Here is a 21831-nt window from a genome sequence, read left to right as displayed (position 1 = left end):
GTGGTTCACATTTAGATAACGATCTAACAAATGTCCAGTTAATCGTAGATTTCCCCTACAGGATTTAGACGAAAAGAGCAGTAAATTGAGAGGTGAAAAGTCAGCCAATAAGGATAATAAAATGAGTCACGAAACAACACTGACAGGGCTCTACTCCCTCGATGGATTAACGCCACGCCAATACGATGAATTAGATACCCACGGTTTTACGATTATCCCAGATGTCATTGACCCAGAGTGGTTGCAAGAGCTTAGAGATAAATTCGACCAGCTCGTTGAAAAAGAGGGTGACCAGCTCGCGATTGAGCATCACCAAGAAGAGACAGTTACACGTATCGCGAACCTGATTAATAAGGGCACGGTATGGGAGAAAGTGTGGTCTCATCCATTGGTACTCGATGCGTGCCAACATATTTTCAAAGGCGAGTTCAAGGTCTCTAGCCTAAATGGGAGAGAGGCTCATCCAGGCGGTGGTATGCAGCCACTCCACGGAGACTGGAAAAAACCAAGACCTGATTTTCCAAAAGTCCATTTGGTAAACTCGATTTGGGCACTGGATGATCTGTGTAAAGAGAATGGAGCACCTAGAATCATTCCTGGCACGCACCTAAGACCCGAGTTGCCTGAGGATGTGTTGGAAGACACCGAGGCGACACATCCCCAAGAAGTGCATTTAGAATGCCCAGCCGGTAGCATTATGATATTCAATGCCCACACATGGCATGGAGGTACCATCAATTACATCGGCTCTCGCCGACGTGTTTTGCATGGCTTGTATGTTTCAGCTGATGGTATACAACAACAAGATCAGAAAAAGTGGTTACGCCCAGAAACAGCACTTAGATTAAATCAAGCTCAGAGAAAGTTGCTTGGGGTATAGTTTTCACCGAAAACTGTACGATATTGAAAATTGCGACTATTCTCAAAAGTTTTCCCTTCGCATCACCTTGTCTTTTGTAGGTGAATCTGCTCACGTTATTCTGCAAATCCCTATGATGAGTCGTGCCTTGACTCATTATAGGGAGGTTGTTTTACTTGTGTTAACTGTTGTTGTTATTGTGTTAAATAATAGGTGTCTTGCACTATTTTAATATTGAGTAAATTCAGCAAGTTAATACGATATATATATCATTTAGCTCTGGACATATTTGTAATTGTAACCCCTTATTTCCTATTGTGTTGCACCTAAATAGTGCACGTAAATAAGTGTGAAATTAATAACAAAACTATTATTTAACGGATTAATATAAAATATTCAGTTAGTTACGAGTTTGTTATTGAGGTTTTTTGCAAAAATAAGTCAATAAACATGATTACATACCACTTTGTGATAGTGATCAACATTATAACGCCTTCCTGAAATATTCGATGGTCAAATATTAAGATTCCTTTAAATTTGTATTTAAAACTTAAAGCGTAACAAAAGCTGTGTAATTTCAATAATAAGAGTCAGCTACGGATAGAAGCGCACTAGGTCGTCAAGTTTTAATTTTAATAAAATAGCTAATAAAGCTAGTTGCTAGGAATGGAGTCACCAATGAAAAAGCTCGCAATAATCACAGGATCGAAAGGCGGAATTGGATCTGCTATCTCTTCTAAACTCGTTGAGGAAAACTATCGTCTAATTGCTACGTACAGCACAGGTAATTACGAGTGTGCTAAACGTTGGTTTGATGAAAAGGGCTTCACCGAAGATCAGGTTCGTCTATTTGAACTTGATGTTACTGATACTGAAGAGTGCAGAGAAAAGCTAGGTTTATTACAGCAAGAGGAAGGCACGTTTGACCTAGTGGTAAACAATGCCGGAATTACTCGAGACGGCCAATTTAAGAAAATGTCATCGAACAACTGGTTCGATGTTATTAATACCAACCTAAATAGTGTGTTCAACGTGACACAACCTCTCTTCGCGGCAATGTGTGAAAAAGGCAATGGCCGCGTCATCAATATCTCATCAGTCAATGGCCAGAAAGGTCAGTTTGGTCAAACTAACTACGCAGCAGCGAAAGCAGGCATGATTGGATTCACTAAAGCTTTGGCAGCAGAAGGTGCGCGAGCTGGGGTTACGGCTAACGTAGTTGCTCCTGGCTATACAGGTACGCCAATGGTTGAAGCAATGCGTGAAGATGTATTGGACTCAATAAAAAGCACAATTCCACTGAAACGTTTAGCTAAACCAGAAGAGATTGCATCGTCGGTTGCTTTCTTGGCTAGTGAAGAGGCGGGATATATTACAGGCGAAACGATCGCTATTAACGGCGGCTTATACATGGCTTAACAGCTTAAAGGGATAACGATGGAAAAAGTATTTATTGTTGCAGCGAAGCGAACTGCAATTGGTAGTTTTGGTGGTACCCTTAAAAATATTTCTGCAGGTGACTTAGCTGCTACAGCAATTAAAGGCGCGTTAGATTCAACACCTATTTCAGTTGAAGATATTGATGAAGTTATTGTTGGTAATGTTGTCAGCGCAAATCAAGGCATGGGCATCGGTCGTCAAGCATCAATTAAAGCGGGTATCCCTGCAGAAGTCCCAGCCTATACACTAAATATGGTGTGTGGTAGTGGTATGAAAACATTAATGGATGCCGCGTCACATATTAAGGCAGGCGAAGCAGAAATAGTCGTTGCTGCAGGTGTTGAAGTCATGTCGCAAATTCCATTCGCAATGCCAGCTACTGCACGTAGTGGACATAAAATGGGTGACATGACCGCGAAAGACTTATTGGTCGCTGATGGTTTGACCGATGTATTTAATGCTTACCATATGGGAGTGACCGCAGAGAATATTGCTAAACAAGTCGATATCTCTCGCGATGACCAGGACGCCTATGCCCTAAGCAGTCAACAAAAAGCAGTTGCCGCGATTGAAGCAGGTAAGTTCAACGAAGAGATCGTTCCTGTTGAAGTAAAGGTTCGTCGTAATGTTGTTGAGTTTGCGACTGATGAGTATCCAAAAGTGGATGCAACAATGGAAGGTTTAGCGAAGCTGCGCCCAGCATTTGACCGAGAAGGTAGTGTGACCGCTGGTAATGCGTCTGGGATCAATGATGGTGCAAGTGCTTTGATTGTTGCGTCTGAATCAGTCGTTACTCGACTTGGCTTAACGCCACTTTGTGAGTTGGTGGCAAGTGCTCAGACTGGTCTTGATCCTCAAATTATGGGGCTTGGTCCTGTTCAAGCTGTCACTAATGCTTTATCCAAAGCTGAAGTCGCGATTTCTGATGTGAATGTATTTGAGTTAAACGAAGCGTTTGCTGCGCAAGCCCTTGGTGTAATTCGTAATTTAGCCTCTGAGCATGGCGTATCTGCAGAGTCAATTCTGCAAAAAGCCAACCCCAATGGTGGTGCTATTGCTCTGGGTCACCCTCTAGGTGCATCAGGTAACCGAATCATCGTTACCCTGATTCACGAAATGCTTCGAGAGAAGAAAAACCTAGGTGTCGCCTCACTGTGTGTCGGTGGTGGCATGGGAACTGCAGTCGTTGTTAAGCGCTGTTAATTGAGTTGTCGGAAGCCCAAGTAACTGGGATAGATTTTAGTTAGAAACTGGAATGTTTATTTCTTAGGAGAAATGATTATGTACACGGATATTTTCAAAGTGATCAACGAGCAGTCTGAAAAAACGTTTGAACCATACACTAAGTTCAACAAATTGATGACAAAGAACGTAGAAACGTTGACGGATCTTCAACTTAACGCGATGCGCGCATACAGTGAGCTAGGCGTAAACCAAATGAAAGCAGTAACAGAGATTAAAGACGTTTCTTCTCTTGCGGTTTTCAATAGCCAACAGCTGAACACGCTATCTCGTCTATCTCAGCAGATGATGGATGACAGCAATAAGCTTCAGCAAGTAGCGAAAGAATTCAAAGAAGACCTAGAAGCGATCACGACTGAAGCTGTAAAAGCAAGTACACCTGCTTAATTTCAGCAATACTTTATATATATAGAGGGTTGCGGGGGCACTCGTTCCCGCAACCTTTTTTGTTTCCAAGAAAAGGGTTTTAGCTATGTTCCAAAACTTCTTTTCGGACTACCTTGTGAAACTGCAGGAGAGCAACCAGCAATGGTGGAAAGACTTCGAGCAAGGCAAGGCAGCCGTAAATAGCCCACTGACACAAGCGATGCAGGAGCTCAATGCTGAGGATACTGCAGAGTTTATGGACAAGGCATCCAAGCAACCCGCCGCTATGTTAGATATGCAAACTAAGTGGTGGATGCAACAACTAGAAATTTGGCAACGTGTTGCTTTGCAAGCGAGCAATGAACAAGTTGTCGACGTTGAGAAAGGCGACCGTCGCTTTCAAGACGACGCATGGAAAGAAGAGGCGTTTTACAATTTCATTAAGCAGTCTTATGTACTGTTCAGTAAAACCTATCTAGACACGATTAACTCGGTTGAGGGTGTCGATGAAAAAATCAAAGAACGACTGACCTTCTTTTCTCGCCAGACGCTTAATGCGCTGTCTCCAACCAACTTCATTGCAACCAACCCTGAGCTTCTAAAGCTGACATTAGAGCAAAATGGTGAAAACTTGCTCGCCGGATTGCAGCAGTTCCAAGAAGACATGGAAGCAAGTGCGGATGTATTAAAAATCCGTATGACCAATACCGAAGCGTTCCAAATTGGTGAGCATGTCGCTAACACTCCTGGCGATGTCGTGTTTAAGAATGAGTTATTCGAGCTGATTCAATATCGACCTGTGACAGAAAAAGTAAACGCTACACCATTACTCATCGTCCCGCCATTTATCAATAAGTATTACATCCTTGACCTGAGAGAGAAAAACTCAATGGTTAAGTGGCTGCTTGAGCAAGGACACTCAGTGTTCATGATGTCTTGGCGCAACCCAGGGCCATCTCAAGCTAAAGTAGAGTTTGGCGACTATGTTACCGAAGGCGTTGTTAAAGCAGTTGCGGCGATCGAGTCGATTACTGGCAAAGATCAGATCAACGCAGCAGGTTACTGTATTGGTGGTACGGTACTCGCCTCGACAGTTGCGTATTATGCCGCGAAGCGAATGAAGAAGCGTATCGTTTCTGCTTCCTTCTTTACTACACTGCTCGATTTTAGTCAGCCGGGTGAGGTAGGGGCGTATATTAATGACACTATTATCCGCGCTATCGAGGTTCAGAACAACTCGCTAGGTTATATGGATGGTCGCTCACTCAGTGTGACATTCAGCCTACTGCGTGAGAACAGCCTGTACTGGAACTACTACATCGATAACTACCTCAAAGGTAATAGCCCAGTAGACTTCGATTTACTCTACTGGAACAGTGACAGTACGAACGTTGCAGCAGCGACACACAACTTCTTACTGCGTCAACTGTATCTAGAGAACAAGCTAGTTCAGGATAAGGGCGTTAAGATTGGTGGTGTTTGGATTGATCTCGATAAGATTCGTATTCCAAGCTACTTTATCTCTACTAAAGAAGATCATATTGCACTCTGGCAAGGCACTTACCGCGGCGCATTGAAGATGGGCGGTAATAAGACTTTCGTTCTTGGTGAGTCGGGCCACATAGCAGGTATCGTTAATCATCCTGCTAAAGAGAAATATGGTTTCTGGACTAACTCAACGCTTGATGAGTCTGCTGAAGAGTGGATTAACAATGCAGACCACAACAAAGGTTCGTGGTGGCTGCATTGGAACGAGTGGCTGCAGCAATATATTGCAGACGAACAGGTAGATCCGTTCCCAGTTGGAAATGAGGATTACCCTGTACTGTCTCAAGCTCCAGGGGAGTTTGTGTTGCAGACTTTGCCGGTCATAGAGTCGATGGACGTTGCACCTCAACCAGAGTCTGAATCCAAAGAATCAGCGTAAATAATCTCAAGGGCCATTCATTGGCCCTTTTTTTCAACCATCCACACTTTTAGCCGAAGTATCAACGCACTTCGAGTATCCGTAACATACTTTTTTTTTCTCTAATGATACGTATGATGAATCCATAGCTAGAATCCCAGAGGTTGTTATGGAAATTGAAACACTAGAACAAAAAGTTAGCTACATCTACGGGCGAGAAATCGCTAAAGAGTTGGCACAAAAGTCATTTCCAAAAATGAACATCAAAATTATTCAAGAGGCGATCATGGAAGCGTTTATGCAAAAACCATGGCCTTTTGACCCAAGTGAAGCTGAAGAACTTAAGAAAGAGATGGAAGAGCAGCGCAAGCGTGCGCAAGCAGAGCATCTCGAGCAGAAGCAACAGTTCGAAGCGACATTTTTTGAGCGAAATGGCGCTCGAGAGGAAGTGAATATTCACAGCTCTGGTATCCAGTATGAGATTATTCATGCCGGAGTGGAAGAGAATGAATCGGATGCTAATAGCCAGTTTGTTGTGCGTCATAAAACGTGGCTTTTGAATGGTCAGCAAGTGGACGGTTCGGCTCACTTACCCGAGCCGATGCGAGTAACTATGCAACAAGCTCCTGTTTCATGGTTAGTCGCTCTTAAAGAAATGCCAATCGGAGCAACGTGGCGTTTATACGTCCCTGCACATCTTGCTTACAAAGAAGACGCTCACCCTACCGTTCCAGCAGAAACTGCGGTGATCTTTGACCTCAAGCTTGAGGCCGTTGAATCCAAGTAGTCGTAAATACTTAGTGTTACGAAAAGACCAGCATTTAATGCTGGTCTTTTTGGTTTGGGTGATATCGTATTTGGATGTTGCGAACAGCCATTAATAAAACTTATCTGAAGCTTAAAAGAATATAATGCTCAAATAATCACCTAAAGTTTATATCTATGCTTTTATGTGTCGTTTTTGTGGCTTATTTGTTTTTATGAACAGTGTTTTAATAACATTTAGAGTGATCTCTGTCACGTCACGGGATCGGGAAACAAATTTGTGATTCTAATCAACTAGTTTGTGCTGCTAATCTGCTCCGGCTTTTGATGACTCCATCAAGAAGCGTTATAAAAATAAGGAGTAATTATGACTAACGCCAAGAAACCAATGTCACTGACATCTCGAGTGATCATCGGTATGGTTGCAGGTATTTTGACAGGCTTCGCTATTCGAGGTCTATTTGCTGAGAACGGATTTGTAGACGCATACATTGTAAACGGTCTTTTCGAGGTTGGTGGTCAAGTCTTTATCGCCAGCTTGAAAATGCTCGTTGTCCCACTGGTATTTGTATCACTAGTTTGCGGTACCAGCTCTCTTAAAGACGTCACCACACTCGGCCGTTTAGGTGGTAAAACCGTTCTGTTTTACGTCGCGACAACTGCAGTCGCTATCACGCTAGCCCTAACAATGGGTACTGTGTTCCAACCAGGTGCCGGTGCTGACCTAACCGCGGCAAGTTCATTCGCTGCTGCTGAAGCCCCATCTCTGGGACAAGTTATTATCGATATGTTCCCAACCAACCCGATCAGTGCGATGGCTGAAGGCAAAACCCTTCAGGTAATCGTGTTCGCGGTTCTGTTTGGTATCGCTATCAGTGCAGCCGGTGAGCCTGGTGAGCGCATCGCATCAGTTTTCCGTGACCTCAATGAAGTGATCATGAAACTGGTCGCTTTGCTGATGAACATCGCGCCTTACGGTGTGTTCTTCCTAATGGCGAAGCTATTCACAGGTCTTGGTCTAAGTGCCATCTTTAACCTAGCAGAGTACTTCTTAGTACTTACAGCAACGCTGCTTCTACACGGTCTGGTGACATACAGCGTGATGCTTAAGTCTTTCACAGGTCTAAGCCCAATTACGTTCCTGAAGAAGATGGAAGATGCCGTAATGTTTGCTTTCTCAACGGCTTCTTCAAACGCGACAATTCCAGTGACGATGGAAACGGCTCAAAACCGTCTTGGTGTTGATAACAAGGTTTCTTCGTTCACTATCCCACTAGGTGCGACCATCAACATGGATGGTACGGCTATCATGCAGGGTGTCGCGACGGCGTTTATTGCTCAGGCATTTAACATCGACCTCACTATGGGTGATTACCTGACGGTTATCTTGACCGCTACGTTGGCGTCTATCGGTACAGCGGGCGTTCCTGGTGTTGGTCTAATCATGCTGGCGATGGTACTAAACCAAGTAGGTCTGCCACTAGAAGGTATCGCTCTTATCATGGGTGTTGACCGTCTACTAGATATGATCCGTACTGCGGTTAACATCACTGGTGACAGCGCGGTAACGTGTATCGTGGCTAAGTCTGAGGGTTCTCTAGATGTAGAGAAGTTCAACGACCCAGCAGCTGGTGAGAAAGAAGAAAAAGTTGAGCTAGTGCACAGCTAATTTAGACTTCTAGTTAGCAGATAACAAATCAGCAGATAAAGAAAGGGCCAGTGGTTATCCACTGGCCCTTTTGCATTCTATTTTAATTGTTGTCGATGGCCCTTAGACGGTGCTATCAATCTACTGAACTGTACCGGTATTTCTTGAAGCACCAAGCTGCAATCGCCCCCCAAACAACGGTAAGCACCCAAAGCTGTGTCCAATCACTTCGAATCTGAGTCCAATCTGCTCCCATTTGATTTAGCTTCAAGAACCCGCTGATAGCCGCTTGAGTAGGGAAGGCTGCTGCGAACCATTGCATTGGTGCTGGAAGCATTTCAGTGGGCCAGATAAAGCCTGCAGAAAAGATTAAAGGCATAGAGCTAATCAACACAACGACAGTCACCAATTCTCTGCGAGGCGTTAGCGCTCCTAGGAAAATCCCAATAAAGCAAGACGTCAAAAAGAACGGTAGCATTAAAGTGAGAATTTCGAATGGATTGGCGAGCGTGCTAATCCCATACATACTAAAGCTGGCGCCAAAGTAGAACATACCCAGCAGATAGTAGATGGCGGTGAGTACAAAGCTTCTAACTGCGATAACAGATATCACTGACTGTGAGCTCCAATAGCCTTTGCCTTGACGTTGCGTCCCACCAACCAGTCCAGATGCCATGGCCAGTGTCTGTTGTAAAATCAGAACAAATACCGCTGGGACGACATAATCTACATACCCCATACGAGGGTTAAATGTAGGTTTTGCATTGAGCCGAGTTGCCGAGTATTGCTGACTCGCTAACTCAAGCGGTACACCATCAATCAAAAGCTTTGAAACCTTGGCCTTGGCTGCTAATGTTCCGCCCGCCTGCGCTAACCCTTCGACCACAGTGCCGTAAACCAAGAACAACGATGCATCGCCCGCGTATGCTAGTACCGGACTCTTACCTAACATAAGATCTTTATAGAAATGCTCAGGGATGACCAGAAATCCTGTGATGTCACCGTTGATGAAAGCTTGCTTTGCTTGCTCTATGGTGTGATCGCGCTTCACCACATGGACATTCGGCGTTGCGTCGACCATTCGCTCGAGTTGGAAACTCGTTTGGCTTTGGTCGAGATTAACGACTGAAATCGGTTGTTCTCTTGGCGTCTGCTGACTGTATGGAAGAGGGTAGAGAAACGAATAGAATATGACTCCGCCAAATACCGTCAAAACAACCACGGGATTAGTGAGAACTGCTTTGAGTTCAAGTTTAATGTGTTCTAACAAGGTCATGCTGATAACTCCTTAGCTAGATGCTTTTTAATCAGCATAACGGTGAGCGCCAGTGGAATAATGTAGCCAATCAAAGGCATTAGATGAGCTAGCGACTGTGCCGCATGAACACCGTAACTTGCTTGACTCACCTGAACCTCAATGTAGTGACTAATAGGCAACAGCTCGCGCCAAAAAACAGCGAGCGGCCCCATATCCGTGGCAGGGAAGGTGATACCCATAAACGCAAAACTTGGTGCGGTGAAGGCGCCAGCGAAGCTCATTGCCCTAGCAGCATCGCAAGTTAGGAAAAAGAACAGCGCCCCCATGATCATACAAGCAGCGGTCGTGACCAGCTGAGCAAAAATCAATACTGTCCAGCTTCCTTCCATTGGCCAGCCAATCAAGTCATAAAACCAGATTAGAAACGCCAATCCAAGTAATGCAAACCAAACAAAGTAGGGAAACAACGTATTGCTGAGGTTTCTAACAATGCTCCCTTTACCTAACCACGGAGCAATGCCTGCTACTCGATAGTTGGCACTTAACGCGAGCACGGTAAATGACACGATGGCTATCTGCCAAATGGCAGGGACAATCGCGGTCACCAGAAACTGAGCGTAGTTGGTACCCTTATTAAAAAGAGGCGTTATCTGCGTTCTAACGGTAACGGCTTTGCCGACGGCAGCCGCGCCCGTTGTGTTGCCTTTTGAGAGTGCTTTCACAACTTCTACTTGGGCATTAAATGTCCCTTGGGCTTGCAATGCTGCAGAGTTAATCAATCGCCCGACAAGTATGTACTGACTGTTGTAGAACAGAGTGACCTGAGGAGCTACGGATCTCACTATCGCCTTATCGAAGCCCGGTGGCACGTACAAAATGGCATAGATGTCGCCCTCGACTAAAGCCTCTCTTGCCTGACCAATATCTTCATATTGGTCGTCAACACTGAGCATTGATGTCGCATCATAATTTCGAATGAGCTTTTGTGACAAGTTGCTTTTGCTTTGATCGACAACACCAATCGGAAGGTTGCTTGCTATCCCTTGAGAGAAGATCCAGTAAATAGACAAGCAGAGCAAAATGGGCACCCATGTTAGACATGACAATAGCCATTTGTCATGTCTGAGTAGGTGCCACTGGCTACGAAAGTGACTCTTTACTAGCTTTCTACGAGAAGCAATAGAGAGAGTAGGTGAAGTTTGAGACATAACCGCGCCTTACAGTTCTACGACCAAACTCATACCCATACGAAGCTCTACGTCGTCTAATGGCCTCGCTTCAACCTCAAATGTGCGCAGATCAAAGCCTTGCGTCGCATCAGTAGAACGCCAAGTTGCAAAATCACCCATTACCGCAACGTGTGTAACTTTGAACGTGACTGACTCATCGAGCGCTGGAATGTAGGCATCAAATTCGCTGCCTTTCTCAAAGCGGTTTAACGCGTCTTCACGAACATTAAACACGGCCCAAGTATCTTTCGTATCAATGACGGTCACAACAGGGAAACCTTGTGGTGCTAGTTCACCACTGTGAAGTAGCACTTGAGATACTTCACCATCAAACCAAGAATGGATTTGTGTATCGGCAGCATACGCTTCTACTTCTGCTACGGCACCCGCGGCCATACGTGCTTTTTCTGCGGCTGCTAGCTTAGTCTCGTCACGTGCACCTTCTTTCGTCATCTGGAACATCTGATACGCCGCGCTTTCGGTATATTTTGCTGCTTGCCACTGCGTTAGTGCTTCGTCACGCTTTTGCTCAGCAACGACGCCGTCTTTATAGAGGTTATTGACACGAAGATAAGTTTTTTCCATCAATGCCGCAGCCGCTTTCGCTTTACGCCATTGATCTTCTGCCGCTTGAATCTGCTGTTGTCTTGCGCCAATTTCTGCTTCTTTCGCTAATGCGCCTGCTGCTTTTTGGCCAGCAACTGCTTGCTCAAGCTTGGCTTCAATCTCAGGACTGTGAATTGTAAAGATAAGCTGTCCTTCAGAAACATTATCGCCTTTGCGTACCATCACCTCATCAATACGACCAGGTACCTTAGATGAGATGCTGTACTGCTGTGATTCTATTTGACCTTGAATACGAAGAGGTGGTGTTTGGTAAGCATCAAAGAACTTATAGCCAACCCAGCCGATTACAGCTACAGCGCCTAATGTCACTAGTGCCGGTTTTACCTTGTTCATGATGCGTCCTCAGTTCTAAGTTGTGCAGGAGTAATTGCGTTATGTTTGTACGTAGCGAAGTTGTTCATCTCACTAGAAAGTGCGAGAAGTTTGTTTAGTGATAACAGATACTGGAAGCTTGCGGCATCCTGTTGCGTTTTTATACTGGCGAGATATAGCTCGGCATCAACCACGTCGAGCGAGCGACCTAGACCTTGTGAAAAGGCTTTCTGACGCAGTTTTAGGTTTTCTTGCGCCAGTTGGATGCTTGAGTTTAAGCCCTGAACTTCGTCCAAAGCTTGCTGCGCTTCAAGGTAGGTTTTCTCAACGAGCACGCTGAGATCTTGGCGAGCCTGATTGCGCAGGAACTGTACTTGAGAAACCGCACTGTTTGCCGCTTTCATTTGTTCGCTGCGACCCGTGTTTTCAAGCAGGGGAACACTAACGCCGATACCTACTAGCCAATCTGGTTTAAGCTGACTGGTTAGGGAGTCTCCGTGATATAGACTGTAATCACCGTAGGCATAGACTTCAGGATAGTATTTGCCTTTCTCTGCTTTCATTAGGCTGCTTGCTTGTTTCTCTTTTGCATCGAGAATAGCGAGACCAGGGTAGGTGTCTAGAGTTTGATCGACGAACGCATCAAGCGGGGGCAGGTTTCGATTGATAAATAGCTCGTCACGAGGCTCTACGGTTTCGGTTTGACCCAGTACTTGAGTTAGCGCTGCTTGCGCAATGTTTAGGCTGTGTTCAGCTTTCTTGCGCTCTACTACTGCCTTATCGAGTGATGCCTCGGCTTGCAAACGTTCGACACGTGCGATTTGACCTTGCTCTTCCAGCTTGATGGCGAAATCACGATGTTTGGTTAATCCTTTCTCCACCGCCATGCGAGTATCGACGACGTTTTTAGCTAGGATGACACTGAAATAGTATTTACTGAGATCTTCATAGCGAGCTTGTACTTCCATCGCTAGCTGGCTTTGGGCTTCTTCTTTTTTACCTTCAGCCGCGGTTTGCGCCGCCGTAATACGACCACCGGTGAAGATAGGCCAGACAGCACGAATAGAGGAGCTGAAAATGTCTTTGTGCTCAAGTGTAGAAGTTACGCCGCCAAGCAAGCTACCAAGCGCTTGCCCCAAGCCTGGGATGGGGATATTGGGTACGCCGCTTAAACTATCTGCGAACTGTTGACCGTTCAATGTGACGTCTTGGTCAAGGCGAGTATAGTTTGCCCCAACCGTTACTTTAGGTAGATTGAGACTGCTTGAAGCGTCTTTTAAGTGGCCATATCGCTCTACATTGGCGCGCTGCGCTGCTAGTGAATTGTTGTTCTGCTGAAGCAGTTGCCATGCTTCATCAAAAGAGACTTCTGCAGCTAAGCTGCTAAGTGAAAGCGTTCCTAGCAAAGCGCCCAAAGCCAGTGGCAGGGACTTGATCTTCATGAATGCTCCAAACCGATGTTAAAAAATTATCTAGAGTATATGCTCTAATAAAATGGTGTGCAATAACCTAAATATAGATGGTATTTCACTATTAGCGTGTGTATGTCTCTGTTTTTTCGAATTTATTGAAGGAAATAATTCAAACGAAAAAAAAGCAAAGCCGGGAGAGACTTTGCTTTTTGCTAGCGAATTAAACAATTAATCGTGGGAGGGGCAGACATAACCTGCACGCCACAATAAGTGTTTTGATTTAAGAAGTGCTTTTAACACTTCGCTACCCGACATTTGAGGAGAAGCAAACGAGACTTGAACATCTTGATCTAAGTCGTCCTCAGGCGAGTTAGTGGTTTGGTAAGCCCTCACATGCGTAAAGGTTGCACGTCGATTGCGCGACAGCAAAGCCCTATCTAGGCAAATTCCAAAACAGTCACGTTCCATAATCTATTCCCTTGTCATAGTTCTAATAATTATTGGTTACGGTTATTACTGCTTCATTGCTATTTTATTTTTATTGTCTGGCTCGATGGCCTACGACTAGTTACATCTTTTTAACATGTCTAGAGTCTCTGCATTCGGGGAAGCCGAGATTCAACCTAGTCAACTGACACTTCATACTATACGAAAGTGGTAGGTGAGAGTTCTAAAATTAATCTAAAAATGATGTGATCTTGATCAGGTTAAAGAGTGAACAGCAATGCAACGATTTGAGTGTGTAACCTAATGTTAACGTACGTTGAGAATCGTTAATCATTCGAAAATAGCCTAGGAGCTCACAGAACCACATTCACAGAGATGCCGTCATGTTACAGCACTGTTACAGTGTTTGCCTTAGGGAGAGTGAACATGAAATGGAACCAGATAAGTTTTCGATACCGAATGCTGATCATCATGACAGTGTCGGGATTGCTGCAGTTGCTTGTCTTGACGTTAGCGGGATTTAGTTACATTAAACAATCTCAAGAAGAGGAAATGGGGCTTAAGGCTAAAGGTGTTGCCACATTTCTCGCTCAATCCTCTTCCGTAATTCATATGATTCAGTACGACACATCGTCCCTAATGCAAGCACGCTATAGAGGCCTTACCGAGATGATTGGTGCAGCTTTTATCGTGATTGGTGACAAAGATGGTATTCGTCTAATTCACCCTATTGATGAGCGAATTGGTCTACCGATGAAAGGGGGGGATAATGACCTCGCGCTTATCCATGGAAAGTCTTACGTCTCGTTCGCAGAAGGCTCCCTTGGTAAATCGGTTCGAGGCAAAGCCGCCGTGTTCGACGAAGATGGTAATGTTATCGGTGTTGTCTCTGTGGGTTATTTGCTCGACCGATTGCAAGATCGAATCGAGCCTTATCTATTGTTTTTGATAGGCATGGCAATACTCGTTTTGATTGCCAACGCAATCATCTCTTATTTCATCTCACGACGTTTCCAAAAAGCTATTCTTGGTTTTGAACCAGAGGAGATTGGTCGACTCTATGGTGAGCTTGATGTCACCATGAGCACCATCAAAGAGGGGGTGATCAGTATCGATACCCATGGTGTGCTTCGTTCCATTAATACCAGTGCTTGCGAGATCTTGGGACTCACCAAAGAAAAGGTGATGAATCAGCCTTTAACCCGCGTTCTACCAAACTCAGACCTTCAGTCTTTGATCGACAGTCAAGAAATTGACCACGATATTGAGTTGTACTTAAATCAGCAGCGAATTGTTGCGAACCGCAGTCCGATTCTTGTTGACGGTAAAGTAATAGGTGCCGTGTCGAGCTTCCGGCTAAGAGATGAGATTAGCGAACTAACCGACCAGCTCTCTCAGACTAAAGCCTATGCAGAGATGCTGCGATCTCAAACCCATGAGCATCGCAACAAGCTCAATACCATTAGTGGGCTGGTACAAATGGGTGAAGTCGAAGCGGTTCAAAGCTTGATAGGTCAAGAAACTGAACACTATCAACAGCTTATTGAGTTTTTGAGAGAAACAGTAAAAGACCCGCTTATTGCAGGTATGTTGCTTGGTAAAACAGAGAGGGCTCGAGAGATTGGCTTGTCATTGCTTGTTGACGAAGAATCTAGGCTAAAGCCTTTACCTGAAAATATTAATGCTGATGACCTCGTCACTATTTTGGGTAACTTGATCGACAATGCGTTCGATGCCACACAATCGGCAATAAAAGCCGCGCCTAATGAGCGTTTTGAGCGCGCCCAAATAGAGGTGTCGATCAGTGATTTTGGCAACGAGATTATATTAGAAGTATCAGACAAGGGATGTGGTTTACCCAAACACCTTAACGTTGATGCTCTGACGACGCGGGGGGTATCGAGCAAATCGGCACACAATCGTGGTGTAGGGCTTTTCTTGGTCAAACAACTCACAGAAAGATACCAAGGGCAGCTAGAAATGATAGAAAACGACACCATGGGCACGCGCGTGACCATTTATATTCCGAAGGATGGATTAGCATGAATGACTTAACTCGAGTCATGATAATAGAAGACGATCTTAAGATCGCAGAACTACATCGCCGATATCTAGAACAGATGGGTGGTTTTGAAGTGGTTGGTATTGCGACCTCGAAAGCCGACGCAGAAATGCAACTAGAGGTTCTAGAACCCGAACTTGTGATGTTAGACGTCTATTTACCAGATGGAACCGGCATTGAAATTTTGACCCATATTCGTTCGCTGAACCAAGAGTGCGATGTGATACTGATTACTGCTGCACGCGATGTCGAGACACTGCAGCATGCTATGCGTGGTGGTGTGATTGATTATCTACTGAAACCAGTGATGTTCCCACGGTTAGAAGCTGCTCTTAAAAAATATCAGAAGAGGACGGCCAAGCTGCATGACGCTGACGGTCTTAACCAGTCTTTAGTCGATGAGATGATGCAAGCGAACAGTTCTGAGTCGAGCTCCGAGCAGCGTTTACCAAAAGGAATCGACGGCGTTACCCTGGAGAAAATACGAGCACTTTTTAAAGAAAACAGCCTATATACGGCCGATGAAGCAGGGGAGCGTATTGGTGCCAGCCGTACTACCGCAAGGCGTTACCTGGAGTTCTTAATTGGTACTGGGGAGCTTGAAGCTGATGTAAATTACGGGTCGGTAGGTAGGCCGGAGCGTTGTTATCGGAGGCAGCATTAACAAGAGCTTGCTGTTTATCACTCAACAAAAATAGGCGATGCGACGTCAGGATCTAGCCTATGGTTCTCCGGTTTGTATAGGGTGTAAAACGGTGTTCAAATTGGAGTCGGAGTTAACACGTAACTCCGGCGTTTTACCCCTCCCAGCCTCCCCTTAGCAAGGGGAGGAGCTAATGCTCGCTGTCGCGTAGCTAACTAAAAAGGCGATGCGACGATAGGAGCTAGCCTATTGTTCTCCCCCTTGATAAGGGGGAGCTAGAGGGGGTAAAGCGGACTTGCAATTTGCGCCTGCAGCTCGATTTAGCCTTCGTGTTTCCTCTCCACCTAGTCTCCCCTTAATTAGGGGAGGAGCAAAGAGTAACCACTTCTCTATGACTCAACCTTCTTTGGCTGATTGAACCACTTCTTAACCACAGACAATAGCGCAGGACCCACAAGCACCAATACCGCGAGTACCGTAAACGTCATTGTTATAGGACGTTCCCATAAGAAGCTAAGCTCACCATCACTAATCATAAGCGCACGTCGAAGGTTCTCTTCCATCAAGCCACCAAGGATAAAGCCGAGCAGAAGCGGGGCAAGTGGGAAGTTTGCGAGTCGTAATGCTATCGCGCCCATTGCAATCAACAACATGATAAACACATCCATAGTGTTGAATGAAACTAGGTAAACACCCGTGATCGAGAAGAACAAAATCATTGGTAGCAGAACAGTTCTCGGAACCGCCAACAGTTTAGAGATATAAGGAATCAGCGGTAGATTCAAAATCACTAGGACAATGTTACCAAAGTACATCGAAATGATGACCGACCAAAAGACATCAGGGTGTTCGACAAACAGACGTGGACCAGGCTGGATGCCGTAGGCGATCAACGCACCCAGCATGATTGCAGTAGTACCGGAACCCGGAATACCGAGTGTTAGCAGTGGTACGAATGATCCACTTGATGCGGCATTATTTGCCGATTCAGGGGCAACAAGACCTCGAATGCTACCCTTACCAAACTCTTCACGCTTATCTTTTGGTGCGAGGTTGCGCTCCATACCATAAGAGAGGAAAGCGGCAATCGTCGCACCCGCTCCAGGGAGTACGCCAGTGAAGAAACCAAGAATAGAAGAGCGAATAGAAACAGGCGCCACTTCTTTGACTTCTTCTTTGGTTACTTTCATGCTGCCGATGTCACTTAGCTTTTTCTGTTCATCTTGGCGAGTATCTTGTTGCTGCTTGAGTATGCCCATTAAGGTTTCACCCAGAGCGAAGGTAGCCATCGCTAATAGTAGGAAGCTAAATCCGTCCATTAAGTCAGTGAGACCAAAGGTGAATCGCTCAACGCCAACCCCTTTATCAATACCAACGGTTGAGAGCATGAGCCCAAGTACCACCATCATCCAAGCTTTCAATACCTGACCTTTACCTGCAAAAGCGGCGACCGCAGATAAACCAAGAAGCATCAGTGCAAAATAGTCTGAAGACTGGAAGCTCAGCGATACTTTTGCCAGTGCTGGAGCAGCAAACAACAACATGATCGCTGATAACGTACCACCGGTAAACGAAGAGTAAGCAGCGAGGGCTAGGGCTTTACCCGCTTGACCTTTCTGAGCCATAGGGTAGCCATCAAAAGCGGTCACAACTGTTGAAGAACAGCCCGGCGCATTAATTAGAATTGATGAGGTCGAGCCTCCAAAAACGGCACCGTAATACACACCTGCCATCAAGATAAGGCCTGATGAAGGATCTAGCCCGTAGGTAATAGGGATCATGAGAGCAATAGCTGAAATAGGACCAAGCCCTGGAAGCATGCCGATAAATGTACCCACAAAGCAACCAACGATGACCATCATGATGTTCATCGGCATGACCGCCGTCGAGAGACCTTGTAAAATTCCGTCTAACATAATGGTGTCCTACCAAATCGTGAAGATGAGCCCAGGTTCTAGATAGATATCCAGACCTTGAGTGAGTAATAGATAAAAACCGATGACAAATGGGAACGATGCGCCAAACAAGATGGGTTTTCTGCGCTCACCCAATAAATAGAATCCCGCCAATAGGAAAAAGCTGGTTGCCAATACAAAGCCAAGGTAGGTGAGACCTAATCCATAACCCGCCATTAGAACCAAGAAACCAATGAGTAGTTTCCAGTTAAAAGAGGCTTCGACCGCACTTTGCTGATCAGGCTGACCAGTAATCAATAACAAAACAGACAGGCCGATACCAACAAAGGTCAATATGGTTGGTAGGGTTCGAGCAGTAAAGGGTTCGTACTCATCCCCAGGGAACATGGGAATTAACGATGTTTGGTATCCATAGCACAAGCACAGAATCAAAAATATCATCGCACCTACACGATCACGAGACAGCAAGTTCTCTTTCGTGAACAGCTTTGAGGTGAAATCAGACATAACTCACTCCAAATAGTGAATAGAGAAAAGACCGTATATAAGGGGTCGTTGAGTGGCGACCAAGCGGATAAACAAACTCAGGACAAAGTGGGTCTACCCAGATAAACCTATCCCCAGGAGATTAAGGGGGCAGTACTGCAAGTGTGGACAATCGTGAACTGAAGGATTCAAAACTGCCTCTTATATACGGCAAAATTGGTAATAGGAGGAGCGATGCTCCTCCACTAAGCTTAAGTATTTAAGCGGTTTACTTGTTTAAGAAGCCAAGCTCAGTCATCAATGCACCCATCTGTTTCTCTTGGTCTTCGAGGAACTTATAGAAATCTTGATCAGGCTTGTAGTTGTCGATCCAGCCATTGCGGTCACGAACAACAGCCCATTCATCAGTGGTGTACATTTTCGACAGTGCGGCAGTCCACTCTTTCACTTTCTCTTCGCTAGCGTTAGGCGCTGCGAAGAAACCACGCCAGTTGGCAAATACGGTTTCATTGCCGTATTCCGTTAGCGTTGGAATATCTGGAGCTGCTTCTAAACGTTTAGGAGCGGTAACCGCAAGAACTTTAACTTGTCCAGATTTTGACATCTCTAAAACTTCACCCAGACCTGTCGACAGTAGTTGCGTCTCACCAGATAGCAAAGCAGCCATCGCTTTGCCGCCCGCATCATAGGCAATATAGCGAACTTTTTTAGCGTCAAACCCTTCGCCTTTAAAGGCTGCTGCAACGACAAGGTGGTCCATACTACCTCGTGCTGAGCCACCAGCAATCTTCACTTTACGTGGGTTCTCTTTGAAATCTGCAACCACATCTTCCCATGTGTTATACGGGGAATCAGCAGGCGCAACGATCGCACCATAGTCCGCAATAGTAGCGGCTACTGGAGTTAGATCTCGGAACGACTGTGGAAATACACCAGTCAGAGAGCGAACGACGATAGGAGTAGAGTTGACCATTAGCGTGTCTTCTTGACGCTCGGCCGTTTCAATAAGGTGAGCAATAGCTTTACCGCCGCCGCCACCAGATAGATTTTGGAAGGAGACATTGTCGACAATATCTGCTTTCACCAAAACGTCACCAGTACCGCGTGCAGTCATATCCCAACCACCACCAGCACCACCCGGAATCAAAAAGTGAATCTTCTCAAGATCAGCGGCATAGCTGCCAAATGAAAGGGTAGCTGCAACGATTGACGCTGCAAGGGTAGGTTTTAGTGCCTTAAACATGTTCACGTTCCTTATGTTGACTTTGCTGTCTACCAGTATGAGGGAGCTGGCGTGACCTCTATGGGTTAGTCAAAGGTTACGCAAATGTTAACGCCACCTCAATAAAGTGCAGATATTGAGGATAATGCGCATTAGCTGAATATTGTTCATAAAGTTCACAGGTTGACGTTAACGTTAGACATTAGTCTATATTGTCGACAATGTAGTTGAATTGTGAACTTTTGGCTGCTTAAATAGTCATCAGTTAGTAATTATTGTCAACAATGTTGTTGGCGGCGTAGGTAAGTGTCGAAATGAGCGTTGAACTAGCAATGAATGATGAACTCCCGTTAAAAGAGGGGACGAAGTCAGAAAATTTAACAGAACGATTGATTGAAGAGATCGTAGAGGGACGCATTGAGTCAGGCAGCAAAATCTCTGAGCCTGAGCTTGCAAAGCGATTTGAGGTAAGTCGCGGCCCTTTGCGCGAGGCAATCATGAGACTGGAAGGTCTCGGGCTAATAGAGCGAATCCCACATGTCGGAGCTCGAGTGATCACCCTATCGCAGCAAAAGTTGGTCGAGCTTTACTCTGTGCGCGAGGCCCTTGAGGGAATGGCGGCAAGATTAGCAGCGACACATATCAGTGACGAAGAAGTCGCCGAGCTAGAAAAGCTTCTTGGCAGACACTCTGAACATATTGATGAAGTGTCAGGCGCTTCTTATTTTCATCAACACGGCGATTTTGACTTTCATTATCGAATTATTAAAGCCAGTCAAAATAGCCAGTTGGTTCATTTGTTGTGCAATGAACTCTATCACTTGCTTCGAATGTATCGCTATCAATCACCGAGGACTCAATCGAGACCAGAGGCTGCTTTAAAAGAGCACTTATTCATCTTGGATGCGATAAAAAACCGTGACCAAGAGTTGGCTGAGTTATTAATGAGAAGACATATCTCACGCAGCAAAGCCTTGATAGAACAAAACCTTAACTAGATAACGTGAATGTCGACATACGTGAAATGAATGCCGACAACAAAAAGGACAAGGAGACAAGCATGTCAGCTTCACCAGGTCAATTATTTCGTGACGCCGTCACTAATGGAAGCCCTTTACAAGTCGTAGGTACAGTCAATCCGTACTGCGCCATGATGGCTAAAAACGTCGGACATCAAGCCATTTATCTCTCTGGGGGTGGTATCGCCAATGCTTCCTACGGTTTGCCAGATTTAGGTATTACAACTCTCAACGATGTACTAGTAGATGTAGAGCGAATTACTAACGCTTGCGATCTACCATTACTCGTTGATATCGACACCGGATTTGGTGGTGCTTTTAATATTGCACGCACGATCAAAGCGATGGAGAAAGCAGGGGCGGCCGCTGTCCATATTGAAGACCAGGTCGCTCAGAAACGATGTGGTCATCGACCAAATAAAGCCATCGTGTCACAGCAGGAAATGGTCGACCGTGTAAAAGCGGCGGTCGATGCGAAAACCGATCAGAGTTTTGTGATCATGGCGCGTACTGATGCGCTTGCCGTCGAAGGAATGGATAAAGCGATTGAGCGTGCCATTGCCTGCGTTGAAGCGGGGGCAGACATGATTTTCCCAGAAGCTATGACCTCGCTCGATCATTACAAGCAGTTCAAATCGGCATTGTCACAAACGACGGGAAAAGACGTTCCTATTCTCGCCAACATCACTGAGTTTGGTCAGACGCCGCTATTTGGCTGTGAAGAATTAGCAAGTGTTGGTGTTGATATGGTGCTCTATCCATTGTCAGCGTTTAGAGCAATGAATAAAGCAGCAGAAAATGTGTATCAACACCTTTTATCTGAGGGAAATCAAGAAGCATTGACGCCACAAATGCAGACGCGAGCCGAGCTTTATGAACATCTCAACTATCACAGCTACGAGGATAAATTGGATCAGCTCTTTGCTGATAACAAGTCCTAATTAGCTGATTTCAAAAAATGAGCAACAAGTC

At 45.3% G+C, this 21831-nt stretch carries 19 protein-coding genes; 11 read left to right on the top strand and 8 right to left on the bottom strand.

Translation table 11 applies throughout. The annotated features are described in order from the left end of the window. Positions 1-121: 121 nt before the first annotated feature. The 7 genes from J4N45_RS08880 to J4N45_RS08850 all read left to right on the top strand — a co-directional run bounded on the left by J4N45_RS08880 (position 122) and on the right by J4N45_RS08850 (position 8247). Positions 122-880: a phytanoyl-CoA dioxygenase family protein gene (locus tag J4N45_RS08880; RefSeq protein WP_252014581.1), complete on the top strand. Its 759-nt coding sequence runs from the start codon at positions 122-124 to the stop codon at positions 878-880. A gap of 657 nt (positions 881-1537) precedes the next feature. After that, positions 1538-2278, top strand: coding sequence for an SDR family oxidoreductase (locus J4N45_RS08875; protein WP_234495913.1), 741 nt, complete (start codon positions 1538-1540; stop codon positions 2276-2278). A gap of 18 nt (positions 2279-2296) precedes the next feature. Then, the gene (locus tag J4N45_RS08870) at positions 2297-3502 is read left to right on the top strand and encodes an acetyl-CoA C-acetyltransferase (protein WP_252014580.1); all 1206 of its coding nucleotides are present in this window, start codon (positions 2297-2299) and stop codon (positions 3500-3502) included. Between the two features lie 78 nt (positions 3503-3580). Beyond that, positions 3581-3928 (top strand): phasin family protein, encoded by a 348-nt coding sequence (locus J4N45_RS08865; protein ID WP_252014579.1) that lies wholly within the window; start codon positions 3581-3583, stop codon positions 3926-3928. Between the two features lie 85 nt (positions 3929-4013). Continuing rightward, positions 4014-5834 carry a class I poly(R)-hydroxyalkanoic acid synthase gene (phaC, locus tag J4N45_RS08860; RefSeq protein WP_252014578.1) on the top strand — a complete coding sequence of 607 codons (1821 nt, stop codon included), beginning with the start codon at positions 4014-4016 and terminating at the stop codon, positions 5832-5834. 148 nt (positions 5835-5982) lie between these two features. Continuing rightward, a complete protein-coding gene (locus tag J4N45_RS08855) occupies positions 5983-6600 on the top strand; it encodes an FKBP-type peptidyl-prolyl cis-trans isomerase N-terminal domain-containing protein (protein ID WP_252014577.1) in 618 nt (205 codons plus the stop codon). Positions 6601-6945: 345 nt separating this feature from the next. Continuing rightward, positions 6946-8247 carry a dicarboxylate/amino acid:cation symporter gene (locus tag J4N45_RS08850; protein WP_042472764.1) on the top strand — a complete coding sequence of 434 codons (1302 nt, stop codon included), beginning with the start codon at positions 6946-6948 and terminating at the stop codon, positions 8245-8247. A gap of 115 nt (positions 8248-8362) precedes the next feature. Here the strand turns inward: J4N45_RS08850 and J4N45_RS08845 are convergent, their stop codons facing one another. From J4N45_RS08845 to J4N45_RS08825, 5 genes are all read right to left on the bottom strand, one after another. Beyond that, the gene (locus tag J4N45_RS08845; RefSeq protein ID WP_252014576.1) at positions 8363-9502 is read right to left on the bottom strand and encodes an ABC transporter permease; all 1140 of its coding nucleotides are present in this window, start codon (positions 9500-9502) and stop codon (positions 8363-8365) included. Beyond that, complete coding sequence (locus tag J4N45_RS08840) at positions 9499-10692, bottom strand: ABC transporter permease (protein ID WP_252014575.1); 1194 nt, start codon at positions 10690-10692, stop codon at positions 9499-9501. Before J4N45_RS08840 ends, J4N45_RS08845 begins: the two co-directional genes overlap by 4 nt. Before the next feature lie 9 nt (positions 10693-10701). Further along, entirely contained in the window at positions 10702-11673 is a 972-nt protein-coding gene (locus J4N45_RS08835; RefSeq protein ID WP_252014574.1) for an HlyD family secretion protein, read from the bottom strand. Next, a complete protein-coding gene (locus J4N45_RS08830) occupies positions 11670-13094 on the bottom strand; it encodes a TolC family protein (RefSeq protein WP_252014573.1) in 1425 nt (474 codons plus the stop codon). Before J4N45_RS08830 ends, J4N45_RS08835 begins: the two co-directional genes overlap by 4 nt. A gap of 198 nt (positions 13095-13292) precedes the next feature. Further along, positions 13293-13532: a cation transporter gene (locus J4N45_RS08825; RefSeq protein WP_081935902.1), complete on the bottom strand. Its 240-nt coding sequence runs from the start codon at positions 13530-13532 to the stop codon at positions 13293-13295. A 405-nt stretch (positions 13533-13937) separates the two neighbouring features. On the opposite strand from J4N45_RS08825, the gene J4N45_RS08820 reads away from it, so the two are divergent. Both J4N45_RS08820 and J4N45_RS08815 read left to right on the top strand, forming a co-directional pair. Further along, the gene (locus J4N45_RS08820) at positions 13938-15557 is read left to right on the top strand and encodes an ATP-binding protein (RefSeq protein ID WP_252014572.1); all 1620 of its coding nucleotides are present in this window, start codon (positions 13938-13940) and stop codon (positions 15555-15557) included. Beyond that, on the top strand, positions 15554-16237 hold the full coding sequence (locus J4N45_RS08815) for a response regulator (RefSeq protein ID WP_252014571.1): 684 nt from the start codon (positions 15554-15556) through the stop codon (positions 16235-16237). The genes J4N45_RS08820 and J4N45_RS08815 overlap by 4 nt, the downstream gene beginning before the upstream one ends. 368 nt (positions 16238-16605) lie before the next feature. On the opposite strand, the gene J4N45_RS08810 is transcribed toward J4N45_RS08815, so the two are convergent. The 3 genes from J4N45_RS08810 to J4N45_RS08800 form a co-directional block, all read right to left on the bottom strand. After that, on the bottom strand, positions 16606-18132 hold the full coding sequence (locus tag J4N45_RS08810) for a tripartite tricarboxylate transporter permease (RefSeq protein WP_252014570.1): 1527 nt from the start codon (positions 18130-18132) through the stop codon (positions 16606-16608). A gap of 9 nt (positions 18133-18141) precedes the next feature. Next, positions 18142-18639 (bottom strand): tripartite tricarboxylate transporter TctB family protein, encoded by a 498-nt coding sequence (locus J4N45_RS08805; protein ID WP_252014569.1) that lies wholly within the window; start codon positions 18637-18639, stop codon positions 18142-18144. A 247-nt stretch (positions 18640-18886) separates the two neighbouring features. Then, positions 18887-19861 (bottom strand): tripartite tricarboxylate transporter substrate binding protein, encoded by a 975-nt coding sequence (locus J4N45_RS08800; RefSeq protein ID WP_042472784.1) that lies wholly within the window; start codon positions 19859-19861, stop codon positions 18887-18889. Positions 19862-20154: 293 nt separating this feature from the next. Between J4N45_RS08800 and J4N45_RS08795 the strand changes: the two genes are divergently transcribed. Both J4N45_RS08795 and prpB read left to right on the top strand, forming a co-directional pair. Then, a complete protein-coding gene (locus tag J4N45_RS08795; protein ID WP_234495926.1) occupies positions 20155-20838 on the top strand; it encodes a GntR family transcriptional regulator in 684 nt (227 codons plus the stop codon). 62 nt (positions 20839-20900) lie between these two features. Next, positions 20901-21800, top strand: a complete 900-nt coding sequence (gene prpB, locus J4N45_RS08790; protein ID WP_252014568.1) for a methylisocitrate lyase — start codon at positions 20901-20903, stop codon at positions 21798-21800. Positions 21801-21831 lie beyond the last annotated feature (31 nt).

Source organism: Vibrio sp. SCSIO 43140, from assembly GCF_023716585.1.
In the GTDB taxonomy this organism is placed as follows: Bacteria; Pseudomonadota; Gammaproteobacteria; order Enterobacterales; family Vibrionaceae; genus Vibrio; species Vibrio maritimus_B.
Note: the sequence above shows the minus strand (reverse complement) of the source record. Positions and strands in the feature narration are given on the sequence as shown.

Excerpts from the sequence above, each read along its gene's own strand:
- J4N45_RS08835 (WP_252014574.1), bottom strand. The coding sequence starts at position 11,673 with ATGAACAAGGTAAAACCGGCACTAGTGACATTAGGCGCTGTAGCTGTA.
- J4N45_RS08825 (WP_081935902.1), bottom strand. The coding sequence starts at position 13,532 with ATGGAACGTGACTGTTTTGGAATTTGCCTAGATAGGGCTTTGCTGTCG.
- J4N45_RS08855 (WP_252014577.1), top strand. The coding sequence starts at position 5,983 with ATGGAAATTGAAACACTAGAACAAAAAGTTAGCTACATCTACGGGCGA.
- J4N45_RS08845 (WP_252014576.1), bottom strand. The coding sequence starts at position 9,502 with ATGACCTTGTTAGAACACATTAAACTTGAACTCAAAGCAGTTCTCACT.
- J4N45_RS08805 (WP_252014569.1), bottom strand. The coding sequence starts at position 18,639 with ATGTCTGATTTCACCTCAAAGCTGTTCACGAAAGAGAACTTGCTGTCT.
- J4N45_RS08850 (WP_042472764.1), top strand. The coding sequence starts at position 6,946 with ATGACTAACGCCAAGAAACCAATGTCACTGACATCTCGAGTGATCATC.
- prpB (WP_252014568.1), top strand. The coding sequence starts at position 20,901 with ATGTCAGCTTCACCAGGTCAATTATTTCGTGACGCCGTCACTAATGGA.
- J4N45_RS08795 (WP_234495926.1), top strand. The coding sequence starts at position 20,155 with ATGAGCGTTGAACTAGCAATGAATGATGAACTCCCGTTAAAAGAGGGG.
- J4N45_RS08820 (WP_252014572.1), top strand. The coding sequence starts at position 13,938 with ATGAAATGGAACCAGATAAGTTTTCGATACCGAATGCTGATCATCATG.
- J4N45_RS08800 (WP_042472784.1), bottom strand. The coding sequence starts at position 19,861 with ATGTTTAAGGCACTAAAACCTACCCTTGCAGCGTCAATCGTTGCAGCT.
- J4N45_RS08810 (WP_252014570.1), bottom strand. The coding sequence starts at position 18,132 with ATGTTAGACGGAATTTTACAAGGTCTCTCGACGGCGGTCATGCCGATG.
- J4N45_RS08840 (WP_252014575.1), bottom strand. The coding sequence starts at position 10,692 with ATGTCTCAAACTTCACCTACTCTCTCTATTGCTTCTCGTAGAAAGCTA.
- J4N45_RS08815 (WP_252014571.1), top strand. The coding sequence starts at position 15,554 with ATGAATGACTTAACTCGAGTCATGATAATAGAAGACGATCTTAAGATC.
- J4N45_RS08875 (WP_234495913.1), top strand. The coding sequence starts at position 1,538 with ATGAAAAAGCTCGCAATAATCACAGGATCGAAAGGCGGAATTGGATCT.
- J4N45_RS08865 (WP_252014579.1), top strand. The coding sequence starts at position 3,581 with ATGTACACGGATATTTTCAAAGTGATCAACGAGCAGTCTGAAAAAACG.
- J4N45_RS08870 (WP_252014580.1), top strand. The coding sequence starts at position 2,297 with ATGGAAAAAGTATTTATTGTTGCAGCGAAGCGAACTGCAATTGGTAGT.
- J4N45_RS08830 (WP_252014573.1), bottom strand. The coding sequence starts at position 13,094 with ATGAAGATCAAGTCCCTGCCACTGGCTTTGGGCGCTTTGCTAGGAACG.
- J4N45_RS08880 (WP_252014581.1), top strand. The coding sequence starts at position 122 with ATGAGTCACGAAACAACACTGACAGGGCTCTACTCCCTCGATGGATTA.
- phaC (WP_252014578.1), top strand. The coding sequence starts at position 4,014 with ATGTTCCAAAACTTCTTTTCGGACTACCTTGTGAAACTGCAGGAGAGC.